Source organism: Azorhizobium caulinodans ORS 571 (assembly GCF_000010525.1).
GTDB classification, from domain to species: domain Bacteria; phylum Pseudomonadota; class Alphaproteobacteria; order Rhizobiales; family Xanthobacteraceae; genus Azorhizobium; species Azorhizobium caulinodans.
Genome location: NC_009937.1, coordinates 389,328 through 415,646, shown reverse-complemented (window position 1 = coordinate 415,646; position 26,319 = coordinate 389,328). Strand labels below are relative to the sequence as shown.

28 protein-coding genes are annotated in these 26,319 nt (G+C 67.1%); 20 read left to right on the top strand and 8 right to left on the bottom strand.

Going from position 1 to position 26,319, the window contains the following annotated elements:
- Positions 1 to 6: 6 nt before the first annotated feature.
- On the top strand, positions 7 to 582 hold the full coding sequence (locus AZC_RS01840; protein WP_043878774.1) for a biotin transporter BioY: 576 nt from the start codon (positions 7 to 9) through the stop codon (positions 580 to 582).
- Positions 579 to 1,556, top strand: a complete 978-nt coding sequence (bioB, locus tag AZC_RS01835; protein WP_012168892.1) for a biotin synthase BioB — start codon at positions 579 to 581, stop codon at positions 1,554 to 1,556. The genes AZC_RS01840 and bioB overlap by 4 nt, the downstream gene beginning before the upstream one ends.
- 19 nt (positions 1,557 to 1,575) lie before the next feature.
- Here the strand turns inward: bioB and AZC_RS01830 are convergent, their stop codons facing one another.
- Complete coding sequence (locus AZC_RS01830) at positions 1,576 to 3,309, bottom strand: sensor histidine kinase (RefSeq protein WP_043878773.1); 1,734 nt, start codon at positions 3,307 to 3,309, stop codon at positions 1,576 to 1,578.
- Between the two features lie 182 nt (positions 3,310 to 3,491).
- On the opposite strand from AZC_RS01830, the gene AZC_RS01825 reads away from it, so the two are divergent.
- The 3 genes from AZC_RS01825 (at position 3,492) to AZC_RS01815 (ending at position 5,038) form a co-directional block, all read left to right on the top strand.
- Positions 3,492 to 4,289: a response regulator gene (locus tag AZC_RS01825; protein ID WP_012168890.1), complete on the top strand. Its 798-nt coding sequence runs from the start codon at positions 3,492 to 3,494 to the stop codon at positions 4,287 to 4,289.
- Positions 4,290 to 4,397: 108 nt separating this feature from the next.
- Positions 4,398 to 4,691, top strand: coding sequence for a glycine zipper domain-containing protein (locus AZC_RS01820; protein WP_043878772.1), 294 nt, complete (start codon positions 4,398 to 4,400; stop codon positions 4,689 to 4,691).
- An 8-nt stretch (positions 4,692 to 4,699) separates the two neighbouring features.
- Entirely contained in the window at positions 4,700 to 5,038 is a 339-nt protein-coding gene (locus AZC_RS01815; RefSeq protein WP_012168888.1) for a hypothetical protein, read from the top strand.
- 42 nt (positions 5,039 to 5,080) lie between these two features.
- Here the strand turns inward: AZC_RS01815 and AZC_RS01810 are convergent, their stop codons facing one another.
- Together AZC_RS01810 and AZC_RS25345 are read right to left on the bottom strand one after the other, a co-directional pair.
- The gene (locus AZC_RS01810; RefSeq protein ID WP_043878771.1) at positions 5,081 to 5,449 is read right to left on the bottom strand and encodes a response regulator; all 369 of its coding nucleotides are present in this window, start codon (positions 5,447 to 5,449) and stop codon (positions 5,081 to 5,083) included.
- A 323-nt stretch (positions 5,450 to 5,772) separates the two neighbouring features.
- Complete coding sequence (locus AZC_RS25345) at positions 5,773 to 6,000, bottom strand: hypothetical protein (RefSeq protein ID WP_148209781.1); 228 nt, start codon at positions 5,998 to 6,000, stop codon at positions 5,773 to 5,775.
- Here AZC_RS25345 and AZC_RS01805 point away from each other — a divergent pair.
- The 12 genes from AZC_RS01805 (at position 5,999) to AZC_RS01750 (ending at position 15,065) form a co-directional block, all read left to right on the top strand.
- Positions 5,999 to 6,193, top strand: a complete 195-nt coding sequence (locus AZC_RS01805; RefSeq protein WP_043878770.1) for a hypothetical protein — start codon at positions 5,999 to 6,001, stop codon at positions 6,191 to 6,193. The genes AZC_RS25345 and AZC_RS01805 overlap by 2 nt on opposite strands.
- Positions 6,194 to 6,290: 97 nt before the next feature.
- Positions 6,291 to 6,587, top strand: a complete 297-nt coding sequence (locus AZC_RS01800; RefSeq protein WP_012168886.1) for a hypothetical protein — start codon at positions 6,291 to 6,293, stop codon at positions 6,585 to 6,587.
- A 150-nt stretch (positions 6,588 to 6,737) separates the two neighbouring features.
- Positions 6,738 to 7,217: a TerB family tellurite resistance protein gene (locus tag AZC_RS01795; protein ID WP_012168885.1), complete on the top strand. Its 480-nt coding sequence runs from the start codon at positions 6,738 to 6,740 to the stop codon at positions 7,215 to 7,217.
- Positions 7,201 to 7,956 carry a glutamine amidotransferase gene (locus AZC_RS01790; protein WP_012168884.1) on the top strand — a complete coding sequence of 252 codons (756 nt, stop codon included), beginning with the start codon at positions 7,201 to 7,203 and terminating at the stop codon, positions 7,954 to 7,956. Before AZC_RS01795 ends, AZC_RS01790 begins: the two co-directional genes overlap by 17 nt.
- Before the next feature lie 103 nt (positions 7,957 to 8,059).
- Positions 8,060 to 9,820 carry an ATP-binding protein gene (locus AZC_RS01785; protein ID WP_012168883.1) on the top strand — a complete coding sequence of 587 codons (1,761 nt, stop codon included), beginning with the start codon at positions 8,060 to 8,062 and terminating at the stop codon, positions 9,818 to 9,820.
- Between the two features lie 30 nt (positions 9,821 to 9,850).
- A complete protein-coding gene (locus AZC_RS01780; RefSeq protein WP_012168882.1) occupies positions 9,851 to 10,231 on the top strand; it encodes a response regulator in 381 nt (126 codons plus the stop codon).
- A 236-nt stretch (positions 10,232 to 10,467) separates the two neighbouring features.
- Positions 10,468 to 11,394 carry a sugar phosphate isomerase/epimerase family protein gene (locus AZC_RS01775; protein ID WP_043878769.1) on the top strand — a complete coding sequence of 309 codons (927 nt, stop codon included), beginning with the start codon at positions 10,468 to 10,470 and terminating at the stop codon, positions 11,392 to 11,394.
- Between the two features lie 192 nt (positions 11,395 to 11,586).
- Positions 11,587 to 13,239: an FMN-binding glutamate synthase family protein gene (locus AZC_RS01770; RefSeq protein ID WP_043878768.1), complete on the top strand. Its 1,653-nt coding sequence runs from the start codon at positions 11,587 to 11,589 to the stop codon at positions 13,237 to 13,239.
- 186 nt (positions 13,240 to 13,425) lie between these two features.
- The gene (locus tag AZC_RS01765; RefSeq protein ID WP_012168879.1) at positions 13,426 to 13,854 is read left to right on the top strand and encodes an Hsp20 family protein; all 429 of its coding nucleotides are present in this window, start codon (positions 13,426 to 13,428) and stop codon (positions 13,852 to 13,854) included.
- A gap of 43 nt (positions 13,855 to 13,897) precedes the next feature.
- A complete protein-coding gene (locus AZC_RS01760) occupies positions 13,898 to 14,164 on the top strand; it encodes a DUF1150 family protein (protein ID WP_012168878.1) in 267 nt (88 codons plus the stop codon).
- 99 nt (positions 14,165 to 14,263) lie between these two features.
- Complete coding sequence (locus AZC_RS01755) at positions 14,264 to 14,650, top strand: cupin domain-containing protein (protein ID WP_043878767.1); 387 nt, start codon at positions 14,264 to 14,266, stop codon at positions 14,648 to 14,650.
- A gap of 73 nt (positions 14,651 to 14,723) precedes the next feature.
- Positions 14,724 to 15,065, top strand: coding sequence for a hypothetical protein (locus tag AZC_RS01750; RefSeq protein ID WP_043878766.1), 342 nt, complete (start codon positions 14,724 to 14,726; stop codon positions 15,063 to 15,065).
- Between the two features lie 64 nt (positions 15,066 to 15,129).
- Here AZC_RS01750 and ptsN read toward each other — a convergent pair whose 3' ends face one another.
- Both ptsN and hpf read right to left on the bottom strand, forming a co-directional pair.
- The gene (gene ptsN, locus AZC_RS01745; protein ID WP_012168875.1) at positions 15,130 to 15,594 is read right to left on the bottom strand and encodes a PTS IIA-like nitrogen regulatory protein PtsN; all 465 of its coding nucleotides are present in this window, start codon (positions 15,592 to 15,594) and stop codon (positions 15,130 to 15,132) included.
- Between the two features lie 193 nt (positions 15,595 to 15,787).
- Positions 15,788 to 16,384 (bottom strand): ribosome hibernation-promoting factor, HPF/YfiA family, encoded by a 597-nt coding sequence (gene hpf / locus AZC_RS01740; RefSeq protein ID WP_012168874.1) that lies wholly within the window; start codon positions 16,382 to 16,384, stop codon positions 15,788 to 15,790.
- 297 nt (positions 16,385 to 16,681) lie between these two features.
- Between hpf and AZC_RS01735 the strand changes: the two genes are divergently transcribed.
- The gene (locus tag AZC_RS01735; RefSeq protein ID WP_043878764.1) at positions 16,682 to 17,014 is read left to right on the top strand and encodes a TM2 domain-containing protein; all 333 of its coding nucleotides are present in this window, start codon (positions 16,682 to 16,684) and stop codon (positions 17,012 to 17,014) included.
- Positions 17,015 to 17,020: 6 nt separating this feature from the next.
- On the opposite strand, the gene AZC_RS01730 is transcribed toward AZC_RS01735, so the two are convergent.
- On the bottom strand, positions 17,021 to 18,190 hold the full coding sequence (locus tag AZC_RS01730) for an MFS transporter (protein WP_012168872.1): 1,170 nt from the start codon (positions 18,188 to 18,190) through the stop codon (positions 17,021 to 17,023).
- Between the two features lie 598 nt (positions 18,191 to 18,788).
- Entirely contained in the window at positions 18,789 to 19,487 is a 699-nt protein-coding gene (locus AZC_RS01725) for a L,D-transpeptidase (protein WP_012168871.1), read from the bottom strand.
- Between the two features lie 284 nt (positions 19,488 to 19,771).
- Between AZC_RS01725 and AZC_RS25340 the strand changes: the two genes are divergently transcribed.
- Positions 19,772 to 20,929, top strand: a complete 1,158-nt coding sequence (locus AZC_RS25340) for a hypothetical protein (protein WP_012168870.1) — start codon at positions 19,772 to 19,774, stop codon at positions 20,927 to 20,929.
- Positions 20,930 to 20,953: 24 nt separating this feature from the next.
- On the opposite strand, the gene AZC_RS01720 is transcribed toward AZC_RS25340, so the two are convergent.
- Complete coding sequence (locus AZC_RS01720; protein WP_043878763.1) at positions 20,954 to 23,758, bottom strand: [protein-PII] uridylyltransferase; 2,805 nt, start codon at positions 23,756 to 23,758, stop codon at positions 20,954 to 20,956.
- Between the two features lie 245 nt (positions 23,759 to 24,003).
- Here AZC_RS01720 and AZC_RS01715 point away from each other — a divergent pair, with 245 nt between their 5' ends.
- Entirely contained in the window at positions 24,004 to 26,277 is a 2,274-nt protein-coding gene (locus tag AZC_RS01715) for a transglycosylase domain-containing protein (protein WP_081433870.1), read from the top strand.
- Positions 26,278 to 26,319: the final 42 nt, after the last annotated feature.

Here is a 26,319-nt window from a genome sequence, read left to right as displayed (position 1 = left end):
TCGCCCATGTTGACCTCTCTGCTCGACGGCACGCGCCGCAGCCTCCTGCTGCGGCAGGCGGCGCTCATCCTGGCCGGCGTGGCGCTGCTCACCCTCAGCGCCAAGGTGCAGATCCCCTTCTGGCCGGTGCCCATGACCCTCCAGACCGCCGCCGTCATGGCCATCGCGCTGGCGGTGCCGCCGCGCATGGCGCTCGCGGTCTTCGGCGCTTACCTCGCGGCCGGCGCGCTCGGCCTGCCTGTCTTCGCCGGCACCCCGGAGCGCGGGATCGGCCTTGCCTATATGACGGGCCCCACGGGCGGCTATCTGGCCGGCTACTGGCTGGCAGGTGGCCTCGTCAGCGCCCTCGCCCGCAGCGCCCCCCTTGCCCCCCTCGGCGTATGGGGACGCACCATCGCCATGCTGGCCGGCCTCGCTGCGGTCTATGCGCTGGGCCTGCTCTGGCTCACCGCCTTCGTGCCGGCCCGTGCCCTGCTGGCACAGGGCTTCCTGCCCTTCATCCTGGGCGACCTCCTGAAGATCGCTCTGGTGGCGGCCGCCTCCGCCGCCCTGCCGGGCCGCCGCGCGGGCGACGCGCAATGAGCGCCGCAATCGCCGCAACCGCTCGACCCGCCGCCGAGATGCGCACGCGCGCCCTTTATGACCTCCCGCTCCCGGAGCTCATGTTCCGGGCGCAGGCGGTACACCGGGCCCATTTCGATGCCTGCTCGGTCGAGACGGCACAGCTTCTCAGCATCAAGACCGGTGGCTGCCCGGAGGATTGCGGCTACTGCTCGCAGAGCGCGCATCACGACACCGGCGTTGCCGCCACCCGGCTCATGGACGTGGAGGCAGTGCTCGCCGAGGCCCGCAAGGCAAAGGCCGCGGGCGCCGCCCGCTTCTGCATGGGCGCGGCCTGGCGCGCGCCCAAGGACCGGGACATGGATGCGGTCTGCGCCATGATCTCGGGCGTGCGGGCGCTTGGCCTTGAAACCTGCGTGACGCTGGGCATGCTCACGCCCGCGCAGGTGGATCGGCTCAGCGCCGCCGGGCTCGATTACTACAACCACAATGTGGATACCTCGCCGGCCTATTATCCGCGCATCACCTCCACCCGTACCCTCGATGACCGGCTGGAGACGCTCGGCCATGTGCGGGCGGGCGGCATCAAGGTGTGCTGCGGCGGCATCGTCGGCATGGGCGAGACCATCGAGGACCGCCTCGCCATGCTGGAGCTGCTCGCAGGCCTCGATCCGCATCCCGAGAGCGTGCCACTCAACATGTGGACGCCCATCGACGGCACGCCGGTGAAGGCCTTCGAGGAGAAGGTGGACCCCATCGCCTTCGTCCGGCTGGTGGCGGTGGCCCGCCTCCTCATGCCACGCAGCGTGGTGCGGCTCTCGGCCGGCCGCCACACCCTCAGCGACGAGGCGCAGGCCCTGTGCTTCCTCGCCGGGGCCAACTCCATCTTCGTGGGCGACACACTGCTGACGACGCCCAACATGGAGGAGAGCCGGGATGCGGTCCTTCTCGCCCGTCTCGGCCTGCGGCCCGCCCCGGCGCAACCGTCCGCCTGAGGCAGACCTGCCCTGCCCGTCAGCCGGCCATGCCGCGCTTGCGGGCGGGGAAGGCGGTACGGATCCGGGCGCAATCCTCCGCCTCCTCCACCAGCACGCTGCCGCCGAGCTGGCCGGCAAAGCCGTGGGCGAGATCCGCCTTGCCCACGTCGAGCCGGCCCTCCGCGGGCTCGGACGCCTCGGCCACAAGCTCGAAGGTCCCGCCCTGGAGTGCGGCCTTGAGGGTGATGCGCACCGGCCGCGCCGCGTCGGGTCGGGTGAGCGCCATCACGATCTCGGTCACCAGCAGCGCCAGCGGCACGGCGAAATCGGTGGGCAGGGTGATCTCGTCCCCCGCCTCCACCAGCACGGCGGCGCTACGGTCCGAGGCGCCTTCGAGCAGCACGGCGAGTTCGCGCAGCAGCTCGCGGACGCGCACCTCAGAGCCCTCGGCCGCCTCGTAGAAGACCCGGTGGACCACCGCCAGCGAGTTCATCCGCACCCGCAGGCGCTCGAAGCGCGGCCGGTCGGCCGGCGCGACGCCGGCGCCATAGAGACTTAGGAGCGACACCACCACCTGAAGGCTGTTCTTGATGCGGTGATGGATCTCCCGCACGAGCGCGGTCTTCTCCGCGAGGCCTTCGCGCAAGCGGTTGTCGCGCTCGCGCACCGCAAGCGCCATGTCCTCGATGGCATGGCCAAGCACCCGGAATTCGCTGGGCGCGCGATGCATGCGGGTCGGCCGGAAGCCGTAATGGCCCTGCGCATACACCACCGTAACCCGGCGGATGTAGAGCAGCCATTGCAGCACGATGCGGTCGGTCGCCAGCCACATGGCCACCAGCGTGAACACCACCATCACCACCGGCAGGACGAAGCCGAGCAGCACGTGGAAGGTGGTCCAGCGGAAGAGGTCCGCCGTCGGCCGGGCGATGGCGACGAACAGGCCGTGCCGCTCCAGCGGGGCGGCGGCAAAGCTCCAGGCGCGACCCTGCGCGTCCTTCGCCTCTCCGAGCCGCTCCATGTAGTTGTCGATGGTGCGGCCGTCGAACAGCTGGCTGGCGGCATCGGCCGCATTGGAGGCGACCTGCACGCCCTTGTCGTTGATCAGCGCCACGACGCCGACCGAAGGCGGCACCGCCTCGCGCAGCAGATTGTCCAGCGAGGCGGCATTGATGGCCATGGCCAGCGCGCCGTCGAACACGCCGTCCGCGCCGAAGAGGGGCAGGATGCCCACCAGAATGTCCGAACGCGTGACCGGGCTGATCTGGCGCGGCCCGATGGTGAAGCCCCGCTCGTTGCGCGCCGCGAGCCACCACTTGCGATCCCCCACGGAGGACTGGGTCTGCGGCAGCGCGGAGCAGAGCACCTGCCCGTTCTTGTCGATATAGGCGATGTTGGAACTGAACAGCACGCTGAGATTGGCGCCTGCCAGCGTCGCCTGGCAGTCGGCATTGGCGTCACGGACGTCGTTCGCGTTCTTCAACGCCTGCAGGACGTTCTCGGCGGAAGAGAAGATGTTGCGGGCGCTCGCGGCGGCGGCGGCGGCGGACTGGACGAGGCTCTGCTGCGCATCCTCGCCGGCGCGGCGCAGTTGCAGCAGGCCCTGAAGCATGCAGGCGGAGGCGAGCGGCAGAACCGCTATGAGGATCACCAGCATCAGCCGGCGCCGCACGCTATCCAGCAGGGAGCGGGGCTGTCCGACGGCGGATGCGAAGATGGCGGCGCGCTCCCGGCCCCACGCCTCGACCAGTGCCCGCCGCCTTGATGACATACACAGCTCCGTCCACACCCGGCCGCATCCGGGCATCCGTCTCGACGCAGAGCATCCGCAATGGGATGCCCCCTCCCCATGCGCTCGCTATAATGCCACGAGCCGCAACCTTGTTCCTCGGAACAGGGAACTTTCTCCCCAACGCTGCGTTGTTAGCGACTTGTTCGAAGGCGATGCCCAGAATGCCACAGCAACAGCTCATCAAGCAGCTTCCGCTCCTCCGCCGTTATGCCCGTGCCCTTCTGGGCTCCCAGGAGGCGGGTGACCGCCTCGTGCGCGACACGCTGCAGGCGGTGGTGGACGGACAGGTGTCCATCGACCCCAACGTCTCCCCCCGCGTGGCCCTCTACCGCGCGCTGCACCAGATCTGGGAACCCCGCAGCACCCCGGACGTCGCCGTGGGCAGCCATGCCGACCAGCGCCTCCAGTCGCTGAACGCGAGTTCGCGCGTGGCGCTCCTGCTCACCGCCATGGAAGGCTTCTCCTATGCCGAGGCGAGCGCCATTCTGCGTGTCGGCCTCGAGGATGTGGAGCAGCAGGTGGTGGCGGCGCAGGCCGAGATCGACCGCCAGCTCGCCACCCGCGTCCTCATCATCGAGGACGAATGGGTCATCGCGCTCGACCTGAAAACCCTCGTCACCGATCTCGGCCACGAAGTGGTGGGCGTGGCGCCGACCCACACCAAGGCGCTGGAACTCGCCAAGGACGGCGATTTCGGTCTGGTGCTCGCGGACATCCAGCTGGCGGACGGGTCCTCCGGCATCGATGCGGTCACCGACATCCTCGGCTCGTTCGACGTGCCGGTGATCTTCATCACCGCCTTCCCGGATCGCCTTCTGACGGGCGAGCGGCCCGAGCCGACCTATCTGATCACCAAGCCGTTCCTCAGCGAGACGGTGAAGGCCACGATCGCTCAGGCACTTTTCTTCCATCAGACGAAGTCCGACGCAGCGCAGGAACGCGCCCAGCGCATCGCCTGACCGCGCGGTACCACGGCCGCGCGCAAGCTGGAACTTCGCCGCCGCGGGGACGTTCTGACCGGTGTGCCTCCAGAGCGGGGCACACCCTCAGATCCAACGGAGATCCCCATGTCGGAAAAGCCGGACCTCTCGGCCACGCAAGACAATCTGGCCGACCTCAGGGCGGACCTCGAACAGCTGCGCGGCGACGTGGCCAAGCTGGTGGAAACGCTGGGCAAGACCGCCAAGCAGAGCGTGAAGAGCGCCGCTGCCGACGCGGAGAACGCCGCCGGCGAGATGACCGACTGGGCGGAAGACCAAGCGGAGACGCTGCGCAGCTCGATCCAGGCGCAGCCCTTCACGGCGGTCGCCATTGCCGCCGGCGTCGGTGCCCTGCTCGGCCAGCTTCTGATGCGCCGCTAGGCCCGACGATGGCCAAACGCGCGCTGCTGCTCTTCCTCGCCGCGGGCTTCGCCTGGATCACGCAAGTGTTCCTGGCGATCAGCCTTTATGCCGCCATCGAACCGCATCTGAAGGCGCCCCTCGCGGCGCTCATCACGGCGGCGGCGACCCTCGCCCTCACCGGACTTCTGGCCGCCATCGCGCTCTGGCGTCGCCGGCAGCCGGCACCTGTGCTGGGCGCGTCGGCACTCGGCTTCAGCACACTTTCTGCGGTGTCCCGATTTGCCGAGCGCCATCCCATGGCGACGGTGGCCGTTGCGGCCGGGGCCGGCCTTCTTCAGGCGCTCCTCGCGACGCGGCGGCGCTGAGCCGCGGCGTCACCGGGCGGGGCAGAGGCCCCGCCGCCCTCCTCAGGCCTCCACTGAAAATCCGAGTGTCCGCAGCGCACTGCGCAGCGCGGCCGTATCATAGGGCTTGGGCAGCAGCGCCGTGCGCCCGCCGGACGGAAAGCGCTGCAGCAGTTCGTCCGCGCCATAGCCGCTGGCGATCATCACGGGCAGATCCGGACGGAACGCGGTGATCTGCTGGACCAGCGCGTCACCCGACATGTCCGGCAGGCCGATATCGACCACCGCCAGCACCAGTTCCTGGGGTCCCGCCTCCAGCACGGACAGCGCGCCGGCGCCCGTATTGGCGTGGGAGACATGGAAGCCCTCATCCTCGAGGATCTGCCGCGCGACCATCGCCACGAACGGCTCGTCCTCGACCAGCAAGGCCATTCCCCGCGCCTCGAGTTGCTCCGACACATTTCACCTTTCGCTGCGGGTTCCACCGGTCGGCCGGTCCCATCAGGAGATAGGCCAAGCCGGCGCCGTGTCCACTGCCAAGAGCGACACGGAGAACGCATGCCGATCCAGCGTGACCGGCACAGTGTACAAACAATAACAGGCTTGGAGCTTGACGGTTCCAAAGTTGTCACGGGCGCGTGACAGGTTGTCGAGCCGCGGGTGCAAGCTCGCCTCCGGCATCAAGCGTGCAGGCCGGAGCACGAGAGCCCCGCAACCGGTCAAATTGCGTCAAGCGTTTTTCCCCAACTCCCCGATCATCCATGCCCACCTTCCACCGGAACACGCCATTCCTGCCCAAAGCAACGCGGGATTCTGAAAATTAGGATTTTGGCAAGGTTTCCGGGCCAGCCTGCGCGGGCCGTCAGTTGCTCGCGCCCAGCAGCAGGCCCTGACGAAAAGAACGCCCATAAGCGGAACGAACGCACCGCAGCGGCGTTTTCGACCACGATTTCGCCATCAACGCGCCAGGAACGAACCATCATGTCCATGCTCAGGGAAGGCTCCTTCGTGCTGATGGCCACGGTGCTGGCGATCACGGCCGGCATCAGCATCAGCCGGCTGGTGGACAGCCCGCAGCGCTGGGCGGAAGGCCAGGTGGTCATCCACGACGCCGACACCCCGCCGGCCGTGCCGGCCACCGGACGGCTGGTGGTGAAGCCCGCCACCCGGCCCTGAGCCATTGCCTTTTGCCCGCCCGGCCTCCATCTACTGAACAGAAGGATCAAGACCGACCAGCCGCACCGGCGGCATCGGCCAGCGGCGGGAGGCCGTCTTGACGCACACCGACCATCATCGCCCGTCTCATCGCCTGGGAGCCTCCGCGCTTGCCGTGGCGCTCGCCTGCACGCTCATGGGCGCGTCCGTCGCGCAGGCCCAGCAGACGAAGCCGGTGATCGTATCCCCGACCTACATCGCCCCCATCCCGGGCCAGAACCTTTCCCCGCCCGCGCCGCGCCAGAACATGGTGCCCACGCCCCCGCCGCCCACGCGGCCCGGCGAAGGCGATTCCGCACGGCGCATCCAGGGCGGCAGCAGCCAGCGCCAGCCGCTGCCGAACAACAACAACTGACCGAAAGACGGCGGATCGTGTATTCGCCGCCACAGTCGCGCAGAATTCATCGCAAACTGATTTAAAGCAATGCGTTGTGGAAACGGCTGAGCTTGCCGCCCGCGCGGATTTCATGGCACCACGGAACAGGCATCCGACCTGCGAGGCTCCATGTTCCGCGCGCTTTCCGACTTCATCTCCGACATCGCCGGCGAGCGACGGGAAGCCAGCGCCTTCCAGGACAATGACTATCGCCTCGCGGCTGCGGTCCTGCTGGTGCATGTGATGGCCATCGACGGCGCGGTGACGGATGAGGAGCGCGGCGTGCTGCGGGACATCCTCTCCAGCCGCTTCGACCTGAGCGCAGCCGACACCGACAGCCTCGTGGAACTCGCCATCGCGCGCGATGCGGAAGCCGTTGATCTTTATGCCTTCACCAGCGTGCTGAACCGCGCCCTCGACGAGGAGGGTCGGCTGCGCGTCGTGGAGATGATGTTCGAGGTCGCCTATGCCGATGGGAGCCTCACGGAATTTGAAGACAATCTGGTGTGGCGGGCGGCCGAATTGCTGAACATCGGCTCGCGCGATCGCGTGCGGATCCGCCGCGAGGTTCGCAGAGAGGTGGAAGGGGACGGTGGACATTCGGACTGACGCGCGCGCCCCCTGGGAGGCACGCCACAAGGGTCGCATCCTGACCATCCTGCATCAGGCGACCTCCACGCCCGGCCGGATCGGTCGCTTCCTCGAGCTGCGCGGCTACGAGCTCGACATCCGCCGCCCTGCGCTGGGCGAAGCCCTTCCGGACACCCTTGAGGACCATGTGGGCACCGTCGTCTTCGGCGGCCCCATGAGCGCCAACGATCCCTTCCCCTGGATCGCCGAGGAAATGACGCTCATCGGCAAGGCGCTCGACGCCGACGCGCCGTTGCTCGGGGTCTGCCTCGGCGCCCAGCTCATGGCCCGCACGCTCGGCGCGACCGTCTCCCGGCACGAGGCCGGCCTCAGCGAAATCGGCTATTATCCGCTGCGCCCGACGGCGCTCGGCTCCGAGCTGCTGCCCTGGCCCGACCATGTCTATCACTGGCATTCGGAAGGCTTCGAGCTGCCGGCGGGCGCCGACCTTCTGGCCCAGGGCGACGTCTTCCCCAATCAGGCCTTCCGCTACGGCCAGCACGCCTTCGCCGTGCAGTTCCATCCGGAAGTGACGCACGAGATGATGTGCCGCTGGACCACCAAGGGCGCGGCCAAGCTCTCGACCCCCGGCGCGCAGCCGAGCGACGCCCACTTCGATGGCTGGTACCGGCACGATCCGGCGGTTTGCCACTGGCTCGAGCATTTCCTCGATGCCTGGCTGGACCTCACTGTCGTCGAGGTCGAGGAAGAGGCCTGAGCCGTCTTTCTCTCGGCGGCGGCATCCTGTTACGGTTCGCCATGCCCTGCCGATCGCGCGCCTCCCTGCCCTCCGCCGCCGCACTCCCGCGGAGCGGCCTGTCATGCTGATGCAGCGCCGCCCCAAGGACCGCCGCCGCTTCCGGCGCGGCATCCGCAACGTCTCCATCATCGCGGTACTCGGCGCCTGCGTCTCCATCGCCATCGTGATGGCCGTGGGCTTCGCCAGCTTCCGGGAATTCGCGGCCAGCCAGCATGCGCGCGAGGATCTGATCTATTCCTCCAGCATCCGCGCGGAATTGCAGTCGATCTATGAGCAGTTGCTGACGGTGGAGAGCGCCACGCGCGGCTTCATCATCACCGGCGAAGCCGAATTCCGCCCGCCGCTCGACGAGGACCGGACGCGCATCCTCGCCCGCATCGCGGCCGTGACGAAATTCGCCGTCGAACGCCCGGAGCACACTGACGACCTTGCCCGCCTCAAGAGGCTCGCAGAGGCGGAGCTGCGGCTGCTGGGAGAGATGATCGACGCCCGCATGCATTCGGATGCGACGCCCGCCGGCAGCATCCTCCAGGTGCGGCAGAGCAAGGGCCTGATGGACCAGATCGCCGAGACGGTGGAGAGCATCGCCGAGGCGGAAATCGGCGCCATCAACGCCCGCACCCAGGAGGTGCGCGTCGTCGGCCAGCGCACCAAGACAACCCTGCTCGCCCTTCTCGGCGCGGCCATCGCCGTGGTCTTCGGCTCCACCGCCGTGATGCTCACCCATCTGGTGGGCCGCCGCCGGGCGGAGCGGGCGCTGGGCGATGCCCTCTCGCGCCAGCGGGCCATTCTCGCCAGCGCCATCGATTCCATCGTCACGGTGAATGTCGAGGGTCGCATCGAGAGCGCCAATCCCGCCACCACGCGCCTGCTCGGCTGGCAGCCGGAGGAGATTGCGGGCAAGCCGCTCGGCACGCTGTTCAGCCTGCCGGAAGGCACCACGCCCACCGATTTCATGACAGAACTGTCCTCGACCGCCAAGGACGGCGGCGGCGTGCGCGAACTGATCGGGCTGCGCAAGGACGGCGGCACTGTGCCCGTGGACGTGGCCATCGGCCGGATGCGGGACAGCGGCGGCCAGAATCTCGTTGCCGTGCTGCACGACATCACCGAGCGCAAGCGGGCCGAGGTGATGAAGAACGAATTCGTCTCCACCGTCAGCCACGAGCTGCGCACCCCGCTCACCTCCATCGCCGGCTCGCTCGGCCTGCTGGCCGGCGGCGCCACCGGCTCCCTGCCGGAAGGGGCGCAGAGGCTCGTCACCATCGCCTCCCAGAACTGCCGGCGGCTGGTGCGGCTCATCAACGACATTCTCGACATCGAGAAGATGCAGTCCTCGGGCATCACCTTCGCCCGCGACACCGTCTCGCTGGCCGAGGTCGCCGAGCGGTCGGTGGAGCAGAACAGCGGCTTTGCGCTCGAACACCAGGTCGCCCTCACCCTTGAGGTGGAGCCGGGCGACCTGCGGGTGACGGGCGATGCGGACCGGCTGATCCAGGTGCTGACCAACCTTCTGTCCAATGCGGTGAAATTCTCCCCCGCCGGCAGCACGGTGGAGGTGAGCGTCGCCCGCCGCGGCGACCATGTGCGGGCCACCGTGCGCGATCACGGCATGGGCATTCCGGAGAGCTTCCGCTCCGCCATCTTCACCCGCTTCGCGCAGGCGGACAATTCCGATACCCGCCAGCGGGGCGGCACCGGGCTTGGCCTCGCCATCGCCCGCGAGATCGCCGATCATCACGACGGGACGCTCAGCTTCGAGACCGAGGAAGGCGTGGGCACCGCCTTTCATCTGGACTTGCCGGCGCTCGAGGCGCCATAGCGGAACGTCCGGACAGCCGCGAGATCCGCCATGGCGCTCACCATCCTCTATGTGGACGACGAAGCCGACATCCGCGAGATCGCGAGCCTGTCGCTCGGGCTCGACCCCGGCCTCACGGCGCTCACCGCGGCTTCCGGCCCCGAGGCGGTGGCGCGGGCGAAGGCGGGCGGCATCGACCTCATCCTCATGGACGTGATGATGCCGGGCGTGGACGGGCCGACCACCCTCGCCACGCTGCGGGCGGATGCGGCCACGCAGGCCATTCCGGTCGCCTTCGTCACCGCGCGGACCCAGGCGCACGAGGTGGAACATTTCCGCTCGCTGGGGGCCGTCGGCGTCATCGCCAAGCCCTTCGATCCCATGACGCTCGCCGCCACGGTGCGGCGCCTTCATGCCACTGCCATGGAATGACCGTCTGATAGGCAGGGCAAGATTCGGGCAGGCCCTCCGCGAACGGCTGTGCTAAAGCAACCGGGCCGCAAGGCTCTGGTGTGCGCTCAGCGTTCCGGCCTCTCCGAGAGAACGTGCCGATCGAACCGGTTTTCGCGCCGATCGGACGCACGGTCTCGTCAAAATCTCAGGGACCGCCTCACCGATCAGGTCCGCCCGGCCGGATCGGCGCAGCCTCCCGCGTGAAGGAACCGATTATGGACGCGCTCTCTCCCGCCCCCGCCCTTCTCGGCATCGGCTATTCGATCCGCGCCACCTCACCGGAGTTCGAGGACCTGCCCGCCAAGCTCGACGAGGCCGAGCGACTCGGCGTCGATTTCGTGGAGCTGCCCACCTTCGCCTGGACGTTGGTGGTGAACGGCCGCATCCTCGACGACCGGCTGAAGCGCCTCGTCGCCGCCACCCGTGACCGGCCCTTCGGCTACACGGTGCACGGCCCGCTCGCCATCAACCTCATGGACGTGCCGGCCCGCCTGCCGCGCCACGAGGCGCTGCTGGCCGCTTCCATCGAGATCGCCGGAGCGCTGGGCGCCGAGAATTACGTGATGCACACCGGCTGCGTGCGCGAGCAGGACGACGACATCGAGGTCGCCTACAAACGCCAGCGCGACGCCCTCGCCCTGGCCGGCGACCTGGCCGCCCGCCATGACCTCACGGTTTGCGTGGAGAACGTCTTCCGCTTCGAGAAGATGCGCGAGACGGCTCTGCCCTCGCGCCTTGCCGCAGAGCTGGACGCGCTCGATCACGCCCATGTGCGGGCGACCCTCGATGTCAGCCACGCCTATCAGCGCTGCACCGAGGCCAAGGTGCCGCTGCTGCCGGAACTCGCTGCCCTCGCTCCGTTCGCCAAGCATGTGCATGTCCATGACAGCTTCGGCCGCGCCATGGAGAGCTGGAGCGTGGATGAAGCCGAGCGCCTCGGTCTCGGCGAAGGCGACCTCCACCTGCCGGTGGGCTGGGGCGACCTGCCGTGGGAGACCATCGCCGCCCAGTGCCGGCTTGCTCCCCGCGCCATCCTGAACCTCGAACTGCACCGCCGCTACTGGAGCGAGCTGCCCAGCCAGATCCCGGTGATGCGCCAGCTTGCCGACGCCTTCGCGACGGCAGCCGCCACCGCCGCCTGAGCCGCGCTCGCGGCGCTCGGGCCGGTCTTCCATGCGATCGCCCCGAGATTTGACGGGTAAGCGGTAATTGAATGCTTCCGGTCCGCCGGATGGCACTCTACCTTCGCCGTGCGGCGCCAGACCGCGCCGGACGGTCCCTCCCGGAGAGGACCGGCCGGCGTGCTGCCCCTGTGGCGCGCGAGGAGGAAAACCATGTCCGGCGGACTTCAACCCGGCACCGTTCTTTGGCTGCGGCGCTACAGCTTCTTCTTTGCCGTCGTCGCGCTCGCCACCCTCGCCCTCATCCTGTCCTTCGCCAGCCATGCGGCGTGGACCTGGGTGTTCGCGGCGATGATGCCCTTCGTCGCCATCGGCCTGTTCGATGCATTCCAGACGCGCCACTCGCTGCTGCGCAACTATCCGCTCATCGGCTCCATGCGCTGGCTGTTCGAGGCCCTGCGGCCCTATCTGCGCCAGTACATTGTGGAAGGCGACGAGGAGGGGCGGCCCTATCCGCGCATGGACCGCAGCCTCGTCTATGCCCGCGCGAAGCAGGAAGAGGATCGCCAGCCCTTCGGCACGGAGCTGAACGCCTATTCCAGCGAATATGAGTGGATGACCCACTCCCTCGCCCCCATGCCGGTGGCCGAGGAGCCCTTCCGCGTCACCGTAGGCGGGCCGCAGTGCGCGAAGCCCTATTCCGCGTCCGTCCTCAACATATCGGCCATGAGCTTCGGCTCGCTCGGCCGCAACGCCATCGAGGCCCTGAACCTCGGTGCCAAGACCGGCGGCTTCTATCACGACACCGGCGAAGGCGGCCTCTCGCCCTATCATCGCACCTATGGCGGCGACATCGTCTGGGAACTGGGCTCGGGCTATTTCGGCTGCCGCAACCGCGACGGCTCCTTCTCCCCCGAGCGCTTTGCCGAGAAGGCTGCGGACGACCAGGTGAAGATGGTCGAGATCAAGCTCAGCCAGGGCGCCAAGCCCGGCCATGGCGGCGTGCTCCCGGCGGCCAAGGTGACGCCGGAAATCGCGGAGATCCGTGGCATCGCGCTCGGCGAGGACTGCATCTCGCCCTCCCGGCACCCGGCCTTCAACAGCCCGGTGCAGCTCATGGAGTTCGTGGCGAAGCTGCGCGAGCTGTCCGGCGGCAAGCCGGTGGGCTTCAAGCTGTGCGTCGGCCATCCCAGCGAGACCTTCGCCATCGTGAAGGCCATGCTGAAGACCGGCATCCGCCCCGATTTCATCGTGGTGGACGGTTCGGAAGGCGGCACGGGCGCCGCCCCGCGCGAGCTCGCGGACCATGTGGGCATGCCGCTGCGCGAGGGGCTGGTGCTGATGCGCAACGCGCTCGTCGGCGCCGGCCTGCGCGGGGAAGTGAAGCTTGCCGCCAGCGGCAAGGTCACGTCCGGCTTCTCCATGGCGGCCAACATGGCCATCGGCGCCGACTGGTGCAACGCCGCCCGCGCCTTCATGTTCTCGCTCGGCTGCGTGCAGTCCCTGCGCTGCCACACGGGCCTGTGCCCTACCGGCGTCGCCACCAACGACCCGCACCTCCAGCGCGGCCTCGTGGTGGAGGACAAGGCGGAGCGCGTGGCCAACTTTCAGCGCCACACGGTCCACGCGCTCGCCGAACTCGTGGCGGCGGCGGGCCTCTCCCATCCCTCGGAGCTGCTGCCGCACCATCTCTGGCACCGCGTGAGCCCCATCGAGGTGCGCCCGCTCGACAAGCTCTATCCCTTCCTCGCTCCCTTCGCCCTCGTGGAGGCGCCCGAGGAGACGCCCTATGGCGCCGAATGGCGGGCAGCGGACGCCGAGAGCTTCACGCCCCGCATGGACGTCGGCCCGCTGCGGGCGGCGTGACCGACCTCAAGCTTGGCGCTGTAATGGAGAACCATCCCCAGGCAACCCTCCGGGCGGACACTTGCGCCATGGGGGGTTGAGTCCCATATGCGCAATCAACGGGGTGCCTTGCAGGGCCCCGTCGGGAACGGACCGGACAGGTTCGTGCCCAAGACCCGCAAAGTCGCTTGATGAGGACTTTGATACATGTCGCGACTCTCTTCGCTGTCGAGCCCGTTTCTGTTGGGTTTCGACGAGGTCGAGCGCACGCTCGACCGGGTTGCCAAGAGCGCCGATGGATATCCTCCCTACAATGTGGAGAGGATTGAAAGCGGTTCCGGTTCGCCCCTTCGCCTGCGCATCACGCTGGCGGTGGCCGGCTTCAGCCAGGATGAACTCGAGGTGTCCATCGAAGAGAAGGAACTGACCATCCGCGGCCGTCAGGTCGAGGATGGAGAGGAGCGGATCTTCCTTCACAGGGGGATCGCCGCCCGGCAGTTCCAGCGCACATTCGTTCTGGCCGAGGGGATGAATGTCCTCGGAGCCGAACTGCGCAATGGCCTCCTGTCCATCGACCTTGTGCGGCCCGAGCCCGTCCGGCAGGCGAAACGGATCGACATCGTTTCGCGTTCCTGATCCGGCAAGGCCCAAGCGCGCTGCGGGAAGAGAGGGTTGCATCATGAATACCGAGAAGATCAACGAGACGAATATCCCCATGACCCCCGAGGCACTGGCCGTGCTGGGCGGGGGCGAGATCGCCTATCTGCGGACCATCAAGTCGGAAGACGCCCAGCGGCTGTTCCCGCAGGCGCCCGAAATGCAGCCGGGCCTGACGCTGTTCACCCTGCACGCCGCCGACGGCACGCCGATCATGCTGACCGACAGCCGTGAGGCCGCCCTGGCGAATGCGTTCCAGAACGAACTGACCACGGTGAGCGTCCACTGACGCTCACCCCGGCCGGGCGGGAAAGGCCTTGCCCTGATGGCCGACATCGCCTGTTCTGATGACAGCGCGGCCCCCGCCGCGCCGAACAGGACGGCAGGTATGGCGTTTCCCATCGACCCGGGCACCGGCAAGGAACACCGGGAATTCTTCGAGATCGACGAAGTCGACGGCTGGGTGGAAGTGGCCCCCGGCATCGAGGCCAAGGTGCTCGCCGGCAGCATCGATGAGGCCGCCCGCAAGGGGCATCTGAACCGTCTCGTGCGCTGGGCGCCCCATGCCCGCATCGACGAGGTGAAGGTTCACGATTTCTACGAGGAAGTCTTCGTCGCCCGCGGCAGCCTGATCGTTGCCGCCCAGACCCCACCCCACACGCCCGAAACCTTCAACGCGCCAAGCTTCGCCTGTCGGCCGCCGGGCGCGCTGCACGGCCCCTTCCAGGCGGGGCCGGACGGCTGCCTGCTGTTCGAAACGCAATTCTATCTCTGACCGGTGGATGCGCTGCCATCGGGTGCGTCGCGAGGCGGCGGCGGATGGCAGCCGACACCGGCGCGAGAGCTCCATGTCGCAGCCCGCCCTCAACCGGAACGGCGTGCCTTATCATCTGCCGGATTTCGGCCCACCGGCACGCTGGCTGAAGCTGGTCTTCTCAGACCCGGCCGACGCCAGCGATCTGCCGGCGCTCGGCTATTACGAGTGCGATGCCGACGATGTGTGCCGCCGCGCCATCGACATCCGCGCCGATGGCGGTGTCCGGTTGGCGTTTCCCGGCGGGCCCGACGGCGACCGGCTGCCCAAGAGACCCCTCCATGTGCCGCCCGAACGCGAGGGGGGAGACACGCTCTACGGCGCGATCAGCCAACAGGAATTCGAGGCCCTCCGGCGCGCCTTCAGCCGAGCCTGAGGACATTCGCCGATCCTGACCGAACAGAGACGCGGCGCCCAGCGGAGGCAGCAGCGCTGGCCGTTCAGGCCGCGTCGGAGGCGGGTGTGGTGGTGAGGAGCGCGTAGATGTCCGCCGCCTCGCGGGTGCCGCGCAGCTTGTCGGCGGTGGCGGGGTCGCGCAGCATCCGGGCGATGCGGGCGAGCGACTTCAGATGGTCGGCGCCGGCCGCTTCGGGGGCGAGGAGCAGAAACACGAGATCCACCGGCTCGCCGTCCAGCGCCTCGAAATCGATGGGCTTCTCCAGCCGCGCGAAGGCACCGAAGAGCTTGTCCAGCTTGGGCAGCTTGCCGTGCGGAATGGCGATGCCGTTGCCGACACCGGTGGAGCCGAGGCGCTCGCGCTGGAGGAGGGTTTCGAAGATTTCGCGCGCATCGCGGCCCAGAAGGGTCGCGGCGTGCTGCGCCAGTTCCTGAAGCGCCTGCTTCTTGCTGCTCGCCCTCAGGGAGGGGAACACCGCTTCGCGGGCCACGAGATCGGCGAGGGGCATCCAGTAAAATCCCTGACGACGGATGGCCGGGTGGAGGCAAGGGCACGTCCCGGCCCGGCCGGATGCCGGCCGGATCGGGAAGCATCCCCGACAACGCGATGTGGAGACTGGCGCACCGGTCAGGTCGCACGCAACCTGACCGGCTCAGGCCCCACAGACGGCGGCGGACGCTAGTCCCAAGCCCCCACGTCGGTCAATGGCTTTCCTCGGGCGAAATCGCGGAGGGGTCGATCCAGCCCACATGCCCGTCGGCGCGCCGGTAAACGACGCTCACGCGGCCATGTCCGGCATGGCGGAAGACCACCACCGGCGCGCCCGTCACCTCCAGTTCCACCACCGCATCGCGCACGGAGAGCGTCTTGAGGCGGGTGGGATGCTCGGCCACCACCGTCGGGCTCCAGCCCTCGATATCCTCCTCCTCGGCTTCCTCGAGGGGCGAGATGTCGAGCACGTAGCTCTGGGCAAGGTAGCTGTCGACGCCGTTGACCGGCTGGGGATGGCGGCCCTTGAGGCGCTGCTTGTAGCGGCGCAGGCGCTTCTCGATCTTCTCCATGGCCGCATCGGCGCAGGCATTGGGTTCCTGCGCATTGCCGTGGGCCTGGAGATTGGTGCCCGAATCGAGATGGAGCAGCAGTTCGGACCTGTAGCCCGACCCCTCGCGGCAGACAGTGGCGTGGCCGGACCACCCACCATCGAAATACTTGCCGACCACCTCGGAGACGCGGTCCGAAAAACGCTGCCTGAGCGCTTCACCGACGTCCATGTTCTTTCCCGAGACACGAAGAGCCATGCGATTTGATCCCTGTTGGGCGCAAGTGACGGAGTGCCCTCCGCCGCCTGCGCCTTTGTTCTTGCAAACCGGCCGGCCTATCAGTGGTAGGAGCGCTTTGGAGAACTGTCAACGGAGCGTCATTCCGTTCTGGAAGCTGTTGACGGCGCAGGGCCCGCTTCCCCGCCGGCGCCCGGCGGGGCCAGGATTCGCCGGGCCTTGCGGCGCTTCGGCCCGGCCGCGCCACCTTGCCAGATACCGCTGCGCACGCGAGAAGGTGATCAGGTCCGCGACGGATCGCCACGAAGGAGCCTTCCCATGACGGACGCCACACCGAACCTGTCCATCGACGAGCAGATCCTGATCGAGACCCGGCTCGCCAACGAAGGACCGAGCCTTGTCGTCGCCTATCTCCTGTGGATCTTCCTCGGCATCGTCTCGGCCCACCGCTTCTATCTCGGGCGCGCGGGCACGGCGGTGATCCAGATCCTCACCTTCTTCATCGGCATCGGCTTCATCTGGCTGCTGGTGGACGGCTTCCTCATCCCCGGCCTTGCCCGCCAGAAGCGCGAGCGGATGCGCCAGCAGATGATCGTGGAGCGCGTCGCCCAGCTCGCCACCGCCCCGCGCGCCGTGCTGCCGCAGGGCTGAGGGCGCTCAGGCGCCCTCCCGCACGCCCTCCAGCGCCGGGCGGTCCAGCCGGGCGGAGAGCAGGCTGAGGCCCAGCGCCGTCGTGCTCAGGGCCACGCCCACCAGCGGCAGATGCTGGTAGGCGATGCCATGGGTGATGGCGACCGCCCCGATCCAGGCGCCGATGGCGTTGCCGAGGTTGAAGGCGCCCTGATTGAGGGTGGAGGCAAGATTCGGCGCCGCATGCGCCGTATCCACCACCCGCAATTGCAGCAGCGGCACGAGGGCGAAGGCGAGCACGCCCCACACCAGCAGCGTCGCCAGCGCCGGGACCGTCGAGGCGCTGGTGCCGGTGAAGGCCGCGAGCACGACGATCAGCACCACCAGCGTGCCGATGAGCGAGGGCATGAGCCGCCAGTCGGCGAGCCGCCCGCCCAGCATGTTGCCGGCGGTGAGGCCGACGCCGAACAGCAGCAGCGCGCCGGTGACCGCTTCCGCAGAGAAATGCGTCACGTCCCGCAGCAGCGGCGAGATGTAGGTGAAGACGCTGAACAGGCTCGCCGAGCACACCACGCTGATGACCATGGCGAGGAAGACCTGCCGGTCTTTCAGCACCCGGAATTCGGTGAGGATGCGGCTCTGCTTCATGGGGATGCGGCCGGGCAGCAGCAGCACCAGCGCGACGAGCGCGGCAAGGCCGATTCCCACCACCGCCCAGAAGGTGGCGCGCCAGCCGAGCCACTGGCCGAACGCGGTACCCGCCGGCACGCCCAGCACATTGGCGAGCGTCAGGCCGGCGAACATGAGCGCGATGGCCTGCGCGCGCTTGTTGCGCGGCACGAGATCGGCCGCCACCACCGAGCCGATGCCGAAGAAGGCGGCATGGCAGAAGGCGGTAACGATGCGCGCGCCCATCAACAGCCCGTAGGTGGGCGAGAGGGCGCAGAGGACGTTGCCGACGATGAACAGGCCCATGAGGCCCACCAGCGTCGCCTTGCGCGGCAGGCGGGCGGTGAGGATGGCGAGCAGCGGTGCGCCGATGACGACGCCCAGCGCATAGCCGGACACCAGCAGCCCGGCATCGGGAATGCTCACCCCGAGGTCGCGGGCCACATCGGGCAACAGGCCCATGATGACGAATTCGGTGGTGCCGATGCCGAAGGCGGCGACGGCAAGCGAAAGCAGGGACAAGGGCATCGGGGGCGGGCCGAGCTGACGTTTCGGGATTTGCCCTCAGGATGCGCGGGTTGCTGCGATGCAGCAAGTGACGCCTGCGGGAGGCAGCCATGCGGCGCGGCGGCGGAACCGTTTCGGTGGCGCGGTTGGGGGCTTGTGGGTACTGCGTGGCGGATGGCGGGCCGGGTGGCGGACGGCCGGCGTGCGCTCCCCCGTTCCCTTCCAGCCCGAGCACGCCCTGTTCCCTTGGCGCGCCGTCATGCGCGGGCTTGTCCCGCGCATTCACGCCGGGCCGCCAGTGCGACGGCGGGAGGTATCCGGACCAGCGCCGTGGGTGGCCGGATCACCTCCGGCCATGACGAGCGGAGAGGGCGTATGTGTATGGGGGCGGCGTCCCTGTGTGCCGCTCAGCCTGCCCCCTCCCAACCCTCCCCCGCAAGCGGGAGAGGGCCTTGTCCGCCCGGATTTCAGGCGGGTCATGACGGCGAGCGCGACAGGCTCCCTCTCCCGCTTGCGGGGGAGGGTTGGGGAGGGGGAAACCGGGGCAGCCGGAAAAGCCGAAAGACGCCGCCCTTCAAACTTCAGAGCGGGCTCCGGAGCCCCCTGCCCCGCCTCAGCCTCAGGCCGGAAGGACGATGACCTTCGTCTTCACCGGGGTCTTGTCATAGAGGTCGATCATGTCCTGCGTGAGCAGGCCGACGCAGCCGCTGGTGATGCCGGAGCCGATGGTCTCCGGGTCGGAGGTCGCATAGATGGTGTAGAGCGTGTAGCTGCCGTTCTGGTAGAGATGCAGCGTGCGCGCGCCGAGCGGATTGTCGAGACCGCCGGGCATGCCGCCGGCCCATTTGGCCGCCTCGGGCTGGCGCTTGATCATCTCCCTGGGCGGGGTCCAGGTGGCCCACTCGCTCTTGCGGCCCACATAGGCCTCGCCGTTCCAGCGGAAGCCGTCGCGGCCCACATTGGCGCCGTAGCGGGTCGCCTTGCCGTCTTCCTCGATGCGGTAGACGTAGTAATTGGCCGGATCGACGATGATGGTGCCCACCGCTTCCTTGGTCTCGTAGGGCACGGTGCGGCGGAAGTATTTCGGGTCCACCTTGCTGACGTCGGCGGCGGGGATGGCGAACTTCTTGTCCGGCACCGGCCCGTAGAGCTTCTGCGCCTCGGCCAGCGTCATGCCGTCCTGCGAGGCGCAGCCGGCGAGCCCCAGCGCGCCGAGGCTGACGGCCGAGCCGGCCAGAAACGCGCGGCGGGAGAGGCCGGCACGCGGCGCCTCTCCCTTATGGGGGGCTGACGAGAAAGGTCCAGCGCTCCTGATCATGATCTGGCGGTATCCCGTATTCCGATGCGTGAGCCGGCCCCACGGGCCTGGCCCTTTTCAGCGCGGGACATTGCCGCCTTGCGGGGCGGGTTGCAAGCGGGGTGGGCAGGAACGCTCACCAAACCACGAACACCCCTATCTGTTTCCTGAACGACCGGGAAAGCAGCACGCACTTGATATTCGTTTAATCTCAATACAAAATTACGCCAAAATCAGCACACAACCCTCGCGATCGGAGGGTACATAAAATGTTCAAAACAAACTTTTAATATTGAGGAATTAGAATGTTTGGATCCGCACTATATTATCCTCACATCGACATTCCAGACAGGGAATGGATAAGATCCGCCATCATATTTTGGGATAGAATAAAAACAATCGCTCCATTATCTATAGAAAATCCATACCAGAACAAGGACACTCATATACTTTATGAAGAAGGAATAATTGAGCCGCTACGATGCGAACTTTATCCTCAGACTCTAGATAGTCTAGCAACCAAAATAATCAACCTAGTGGAGGGCAGCCTGACATGTAAAGTCGGATCTGAAGACCCTAACGCTCACACCCTGCTCAAGGCTGAAATGGCCGGAAATATTGTCCGCGACAATGTCCGGAGCGCACATATCCACCCGAAAAAATTCTCGCATATGCTAATAAATTTTATTGAAAAAATGAAATATTCACCAACTAATTCAAGCCCGAACAGTGATAAACCATTAAAATTCGCGCCAGAACTACGCGAGATCATGCACTATTACGGAAGATCCGGAAATGAAGATAACTGGTTAATTGTTGACAATTTTTTTGCGGCATTTTACATGTCCGCCCTAGCATCTCTTCTAGCTAAAGATACCGGCTTATCAGCACTAACGAATGAGGAAATGCCGCTAGGATTTAGCTTACAATCCGTTTTATCTGACATCAATAAAAATTTACCGGAAGGCAAAGATAACTCAAAAGGCGCACTTGTTTCATTTGTAATGGAAACAATTCGCATAGATCCTCAGACGGATATCCAAAAAATCATAAACTTCCGCCGATCCCGTGAAACTCAAATAGCGGAGCTATCGGCGCAATTTAGCGAAATATCCGCCAAATTACCCCTATTTGAAACAGAAACAGATCTAAAAGAAAATGTAAAAGACACATATTCTAAAAAAATTAGACCAAAATTAGAGTCACTGAAAGACGAATTAAATGACGTCGGAATTTCTTCTATTTGGGAAGGGTTCCAGAGGGCTGTGACATATACCCTTCCAGCCGGAAGCGCAATTGGATGCTTGACCGGAATAACAGGGACAACATTGATTGCGGCCGGGGCCGCAATAGCTATTACAGACGTAGCAATTAAAAATCATTTAGCATCCAAAAAAATACGCCGAGCCTCTCCTTATACATATCTTCTTGACGTTAAGAGAAAATTTTCGACAACTTCGTGATTTATATTATAATCAATTCGAATCTCACACTCGCACCACCCGTCTCGGCGGCTCCTCCTCGTCGAAGGAGCCTTCGAACACGCCGATCAGCGCGCGCCGGATGGTGGATTGCCGCGCGGCGCCGGTGATCTTCGCGCCCATGAGGTCGGTCACGTAGAACACGTCCACCGCCCGCTCGCCGAAGGTCGCCACATGCGCCGAGGCGATGTTGAGGTTGAGGCGCGAGAGCGTGTTGGTGAGCTCGAACAGGAGGCCCGGACGGTCGATGCCGGAGACCTCCACCACCGTGTGGCGGTTGGACCAGGTGTTGTTCACCGTCACTTCCGGCTCCACCGAGAAGGTGCGGCGGGCCTTCGGCAGCTTCTTGGCCATCACTTCGGGCAGGCGCACCTCGCCGGTGAGCGCCTTCTCGATGGCGTCGCGGATGCGGCCGGCGCGGCGCTCCTCGTCCTCGTCCCGGTCGAAGGCGCGGCGCACGGCGATGGTGTCGAGCGCGAGGCCGTCCGTGGTGGTGGAGATCTGCGCATCCACGATGTTCGCCCCCGCCGCCGCGCAGGCCCCCGCGATCACCGACAGGAGCTTGGGATGATCCGGCGCCAGAACGGTGAGCACGGTGATGCCCCGCTCCGCCACGATCTCCGCGCAGGTGGCGAGCGCCTTGCCCGCCTCTTCGGTGGCCAGGATGAAGCGGGCGTGCCGCACCTTGGTCTCAAGGTCCACCCGCAGCCAGTAGGGCGGGTAATGGCGGGCGGCATAGGTTGAGAACTGCTCGTCGGTCCAGTCCGCCAGCGCGTGGCGGAGCTGGGCCTGCGCCACCTGCACGCGCTTGCCCCGGTCCACCTCCGAGAAGCCGCCGGTCAGCACCGGCTCGGTCTCGTAATAGAGCGTGCGCAGGAGCTGCGCCTTCCAGCCGTTCCACACGCCGGGGCCGACCGCGCGGATGTCCGCCGTGGTGAGCACGGTCAGCATCTTCATGCGGTCGAGGTTCTGCACCACGGCGGCGAAATTCTCGATGGTCTTGCGGTCGGAGAGATCGCGCGACTGGGCGACGGTGGACATGACGAGATGCTGCTCCACCAGCCAGGCCACCGTCTCCGTCTCGGCCGCCGAGAGGCCGAAGCGCGGGCACAGCTTGCGGCAGATGCGGGCGCCGGCGATCGAGTGGTCCTCGGGCCGGCCCTTGGCGATGTCGTGCAGCAGCAGCGCCACATAGAGCAGATGGCGCGGCTTGATAGTGGCCATCAGATCGTTGGCAAGGCCGTTCTCGGGATTGGTCTTGCGCTCGATCTCCGAGAGGATGCCGATGCAGCGCAGCAGGTGCTCGTCCACCGTATAGTGGTGGTACATGTTGAACTGCATCATGGCGACGACCTTGCCGAACTCGGGCACGAAGCGCCCCAGAACGCCGGTCTCGTTCATCCGCCGCAGCACTTCCTCGGGCGCGTTCTTCGAGCACAGCACGTCGAGGAACAGCCGGTTCGCCTCCGGATTCTCCCGAAGCTTGCCGTCGATGAGGTTCAGCGAGCGGGCGGCGAGGCGCAGGGCATCCGGGTGGAAGTTCACGTCGCGCTTGTCGGCGATGGCGAACAGGCGGATGAGGTTCACCGGATCGCGCCGGAACACCTCGTCGTCGATGACATTGAGGCGCTCGTTGTCGATCCAGAAATCGGCGCTCTCCTTCAGCTTCACGCGCTTGGGCGCCCCGCGCAGGCGGGCCACCATGCCCTTGAGGCCGGGCACGCTCTTGTCGTGGCGCGCCTCCAGCGCGGCGGAGAGGATGGCGGTGAGGTCGCCCACCTCCTTCGCCACCAGGAAGTAGTGCTTCATGAAGCGCTCCACATCCTGCTGGCCGGGATGGGAGGTGTAGCCGAGCCGCTCGGCCATCTCGCGCTGCACGTCGAACGACAGGCGCTCCTCGGCCCGGTTGGTCAGGAAGTGCAGATGGCAGCGCACCGACCAGAGGAAATCCTCGCAGCGGGTGAAGAGGCGGGCCTCCTCCTTGGTGAAGACGCCCTTCGCCACCAGTTCGTCCGTGGAATGGACGCGATAGACGTATTTCGCCATCCAGAAGAGCGTGTGCAGGTCCCTGAGGCCGCCCTTGCTCTCCTTGACGTTGGGCTCCACCAGATAGCGCGACGTGCCGGCGCGGCGCAGGCGCTCCTCCCGCTCGGCCATCTTGGCGGCGACGAACTCGGCGGCGGTGCCCTCCACCACCTCCTTGTCGAAGCGCGCCTCCAGATCCTCGAACAGCGCCTTGTCGCCCACGAGGAAGCGGGATTCGAGGATGGCGGTGCGGATGGTGACATCGGCGCGCGCCTGCCGCAGGCACTCGTCCACCGAGCGGGTGGCGTGGCCCACCTTCAGGCCGAGGTCCCACAGGATGTAGAGCATGGCCTCGGCGACGCTCTCGCCCCAGGCCGTCTGCTTGTAGGGCAGCACGAAGAGGATGTCGGTGTCCGAGCCCGGCGCCATCATGCCGCGGCCATAGCCGCCCACCGCCACCACAGCCATGCGCTCGGCCCGGCTCGGGTTGTCGATGGGATACATGACGGTGGTCGCCACCTCATGCGCGGCGGCGATCACGGCATCCTGAAGGGCCGAGAGGCGGATGGCGCACATGCGGCCGGAGCCGTCCGCATTCAGGAGGCGCTCGGCCTCGGCGCGGCCTTCGGCCATCGCCTGCTTCAGCCGGGCCACGAGCGCCGGGCGCAGGTCCGCCTTGGGGCCGGCGTGGGCCTTGGCAAGCGCCAGCACCTCCGCCTTGAGACGCGTGCCCTCGAAGGGCTCGCCGATGGTGCGGGAAGGGCGGGAGGGGCGCGGTGCGGTCATGGATGTCTTCAGGCTGCCCGACGGGGCTTCTCTCTCTGGCTTAGCCCAATCCTGCGGCGCCGTCACGGCGCGAGGCTTGCACGCCACGCCCGCGCGGGAATTGCACCGGCATCGGGGATGATCGGGTAACCGAACCTTAAATGGCCGCAATCGAAGGTCTTTGAGGGTCTCCTCTCACGCAACGGATGACGGGACTCTTCATGGCTGGGCGCGGAACGGGCGGGCAGGAACGGCGCGAACCCTCGATGCGCGCAGCATCGGGATCGCCCGAGCCGTCGTTCGACATCCGGCTCGATCCGGAAGACCGGCCGGGGGGCGGTCGCAAGCCTGCCCGCAAGGCGGACGCCGCCGGCGGGGGCCGGCCGGCACGGGACCAGCGCGCGCGCGTCGAGCCGAGCCTCGATGGCGACGCCGCGGAAAGCGAGGACATGGCCGCAGCCCCCCGCCGCAGCAAGACCGAGGGTTCGTCCCGAACCTCCAAGGGCTCCACCTCCTCGGGCGGCCGCGGCAAGGCGAAATCCGAGCGGCGCCGCAAGCGCGGCTTCTTCTCCCTGTTCGGCCTCATCAAGTGGCTGTTCATCCTGGGGCTGTGGGCGGCGGTTGGTGTGGGCGCGCTGGTGGCCTATGAGGCCTCCAAGCTGCCGCCCATGCAGACGCTGATGGTGCCCAAGCGCCCGCCCACCGTCATGATCCAGTCCTTCGACGGCAAGCCTCTGGCCACGCGCGGCGACATGGGCGGGGCGGCGGTGCCCATCAAGGAACTGCCCGCCTATCTGCCCAAGGCCTTCGTCGCCATCGAGGACCGGCGCTTCTACGACCATTTCGGCCTCGACATCTGGGGTCTTGCCCGCGCCATGGCCGCCAATGCCGTCTCCCGCCGCGTGCGGCAGGGCGGCTCCACGCTCACCCAGCAGCTCGCCAAGAACCTCTTCCTCACGCAGGAGCGCACCTTCTCCCGCAAGATCCAGGAGCTGGTGCTGGCCCTGTGGCTGGAGAAGAAGTTCACCAAGACCGAGATCCTCGATCTCTATCTGAACCGCGTCTATTTCGGGAACGGCGCCTATGGCGTCGAGGCGGCGGCGCAGCGCTACTTCAACAAGTCGGCGCGCAACGTCACCCTGTCGGAGGCGGCCATGCTGGCGGGCCTCGTCAATGCCCCCTCGCGCCTTGCGCCCACGCGCAACCTCAAGGCCGCGCAGGACCGCGCCAATCTCGTGCTCGCCGCCATGCGCGAGCAGGGCTTCATCACCGAGGACATGGCGAAGGTGGCCCTCGCCCGCCCGGCGACGCTCGCCAAGCCCTCGACGCCCGATTCCATCGGCTATGTGGCCGACTGGGTGATGGACCAGCTCGATTCCTACGTGGGCACGCTGCCCGGCGACGTGATCGTGCGCACCACCATCGACCCCGTGCTCCAGCAGACGGCGCAGGCCTCGCTCACGGATGCGCTGAACAAGCAGGGCCAGAAATACGGCGTCGGTCAGGGCGCCGTGGTCTCGCTCGACACGGACGGGGCCGTGAAGGCGCTGGTGGGCGGGCGCTCCTATGAGGACAGCCAGTACAACCGCGCCGTCACCGCGCGCCGTCAGCCGGGCTCCTCCTTCAAGCCCTTCATCTATCTCACCGCGCTGGAAAAGGGCCTGACTCCCGAGACGGTGCGCGAGGACGGGCCGATCCAGCTCAAGGGCTGGAAGCCGGAGAATGCCAGCCACCAGTATCTCGGCCCTGTTCAGCTCCAGCAGGCGCTCGCCATGTCGCTGAACACGGTCTCCGTGCGCCTCGCGCTGGAAGTGGGGCCGAAAGCGGTGGTGGCGACCGCCCACCGGCTCGGCATCACCTCGACGCTCGATCCGAACCCGTCCATCGCGCTCGGCACGTCGGAAGTCTCCGTGCTGGAGCTGGCCTCCGCTTACGTGCCCTTCGCCAATGGCGGCATCGGCGTCATCCCCTACGTGATCGAGAGCGTGAAGGGACCGGATGGCAAGATGCTCTATTCCCGCTCCACCTCGGGGCCGGGGCGGGTCATCGATCCGGCCTATGTGGGCATGATGAACCATATGCTGGAGCAGACCATCGCGGTGGGCACCGGCCGCCGCGCCGAGCTGCCCGGCTGGGATGCCGCCGGCAAGACCGGCACCTCGCAGGATTATCGCGACGCCTGGTTCGTGGGCTACACGGCCCGCATCGTAACGGCGGTGTGGATCGGCAATGACGATTCCTCCCCCACCAAGAAGGCCTCAGGCGCCAATTTGCCGGCGGAGATCTGGAGCCGCTACATGAAGGTGGCCCACAAGGACCTGCCGCCCACCGAACTGCCCGGTGCCGGCCGCAGCTATGTGGCCTCCGGCACCTTCGGCTTCGGCCAGCAGGGCGGCATGCTGCCCCCCGGCCAGGTGCCGGACGAGGCGCCGCCGGCCATCGTCGGCAACCTCCCGCCCCAGCAGCCGCGCCCGCAGCAGGATGAGCCCATGACGCTCGACCGCTGGTTCGTGGACACCTTCCTCGGCGGCCGCAGGTGACCCGGCCACCTCGCACCACCGACGCCTTGCGAGGCGTCGGCA

Coding starts and splice junctions, on each gene's coding strand:
- AZC_RS01755 (WP_043878767.1), top strand. CDS start 14,264: ATGGCGTTTCCCATCGACCCGGGCACCGGCAAGGAACACCGGGAATTC.
- AZC_RS01765 (WP_012168879.1), top strand. CDS start 13,426: ATGTCGCGACTCTCTTCGCTGTCGAGCCCGTTTCTGTTGGGTTTCGAC.
- AZC_RS25345 (WP_148209781.1), bottom strand. CDS start 6,000: ATGATGGTTCGTTCCTGGCGCGTTGATGGCGAAATCGTGGTCGAAAAC.
- AZC_RS01750 (WP_043878766.1), top strand. CDS start 14,724: ATGTCGCAGCCCGCCCTCAACCGGAACGGCGTGCCTTATCATCTGCCG.
- AZC_RS01780 (WP_012168882.1), top strand. CDS start 9,851: ATGGCGCTCACCATCCTCTATGTGGACGACGAAGCCGACATCCGCGAG.
- AZC_RS01715 (WP_081433870.1), top strand. CDS start 24,004: ATGCGCGCAGCATCGGGATCGCCCGAGCCGTCGTTCGACATCCGGCTC.
- AZC_RS01735 (WP_043878764.1), top strand. CDS start 16,682: ATGACGGACGCCACACCGAACCTGTCCATCGACGAGCAGATCCTGATC.
- AZC_RS01730 (WP_012168872.1), bottom strand. CDS start 18,190: ATGCCCTTGTCCCTGCTTTCGCTTGCCGTCGCCGCCTTCGGCATCGGC.
- AZC_RS01770 (WP_043878768.1), top strand. CDS start 11,587: ATGTCCGGCGGACTTCAACCCGGCACCGTTCTTTGGCTGCGGCGCTAC.
- AZC_RS01825 (WP_012168890.1), top strand. CDS start 3,492: ATGCCACAGCAACAGCTCATCAAGCAGCTTCCGCTCCTCCGCCGTTAT.
- hpf (WP_012168874.1), bottom strand. CDS start 16,384: ATGGCTCTTCGTGTCTCGGGAAAGAACATGGACGTCGGTGAAGCGCTC.
- bioB (WP_012168892.1), top strand. CDS start 579: ATGAGCGCCGCAATCGCCGCAACCGCTCGACCCGCCGCCGAGATGCGC.
- AZC_RS01760 (WP_012168878.1), top strand. CDS start 13,898: ATGAATACCGAGAAGATCAACGAGACGAATATCCCCATGACCCCCGAG.
- AZC_RS25340 (WP_012168870.1), top strand. CDS start 19,772: ATGTTTGGATCCGCACTATATTATCCTCACATCGACATTCCAGACAGG.
- AZC_RS01785 (WP_012168883.1), top strand. CDS start 8,060: ATGCTGATGCAGCGCCGCCCCAAGGACCGCCGCCGCTTCCGGCGCGGC.
- AZC_RS01795 (WP_012168885.1), top strand. CDS start 6,738: ATGTTCCGCGCGCTTTCCGACTTCATCTCCGACATCGCCGGCGAGCGA.
- AZC_RS01830 (WP_043878773.1), bottom strand. CDS start 3,309: ATGTCATCAAGGCGGCGGGCACTGGTCGAGGCGTGGGGCCGGGAGCGC.
- AZC_RS01820 (WP_043878772.1), top strand. CDS start 4,398: ATGTCGGAAAAGCCGGACCTCTCGGCCACGCAAGACAATCTGGCCGAC.
- AZC_RS01840 (WP_043878774.1), top strand. CDS start 7: ATGTTGACCTCTCTGCTCGACGGCACGCGCCGCAGCCTCCTGCTGCGG.
- AZC_RS01720 (WP_043878763.1), bottom strand. CDS start 23,758: ATGACCGCACCGCGCCCCTCCCGCCCTTCCCGCACCATCGGCGAGCCC.
- AZC_RS01815 (WP_012168888.1), top strand. CDS start 4,700: ATGGCCAAACGCGCGCTGCTGCTCTTCCTCGCCGCGGGCTTCGCCTGG.
- ptsN (WP_012168875.1), bottom strand. CDS start 15,594: ATGCCCCTCGCCGATCTCGTGGCCCGCGAAGCGGTGTTCCCCTCCCTG.
- AZC_RS01725 (WP_012168871.1), bottom strand. CDS start 19,487: ATGATCAGGAGCGCTGGACCTTTCTCGTCAGCCCCCCATAAGGGAGAG.
- AZC_RS01805 (WP_043878770.1), top strand. CDS start 5,999: ATGTCCATGCTCAGGGAAGGCTCCTTCGTGCTGATGGCCACGGTGCTG.
- AZC_RS01775 (WP_043878769.1), top strand. CDS start 10,468: ATGGACGCGCTCTCTCCCGCCCCCGCCCTTCTCGGCATCGGCTATTCG.
- AZC_RS01810 (WP_043878771.1), bottom strand. CDS start 5,449: ATGGCCTTGCTGGTCGAGGACGAGCCGTTCGTGGCGATGGTCGCGCGG.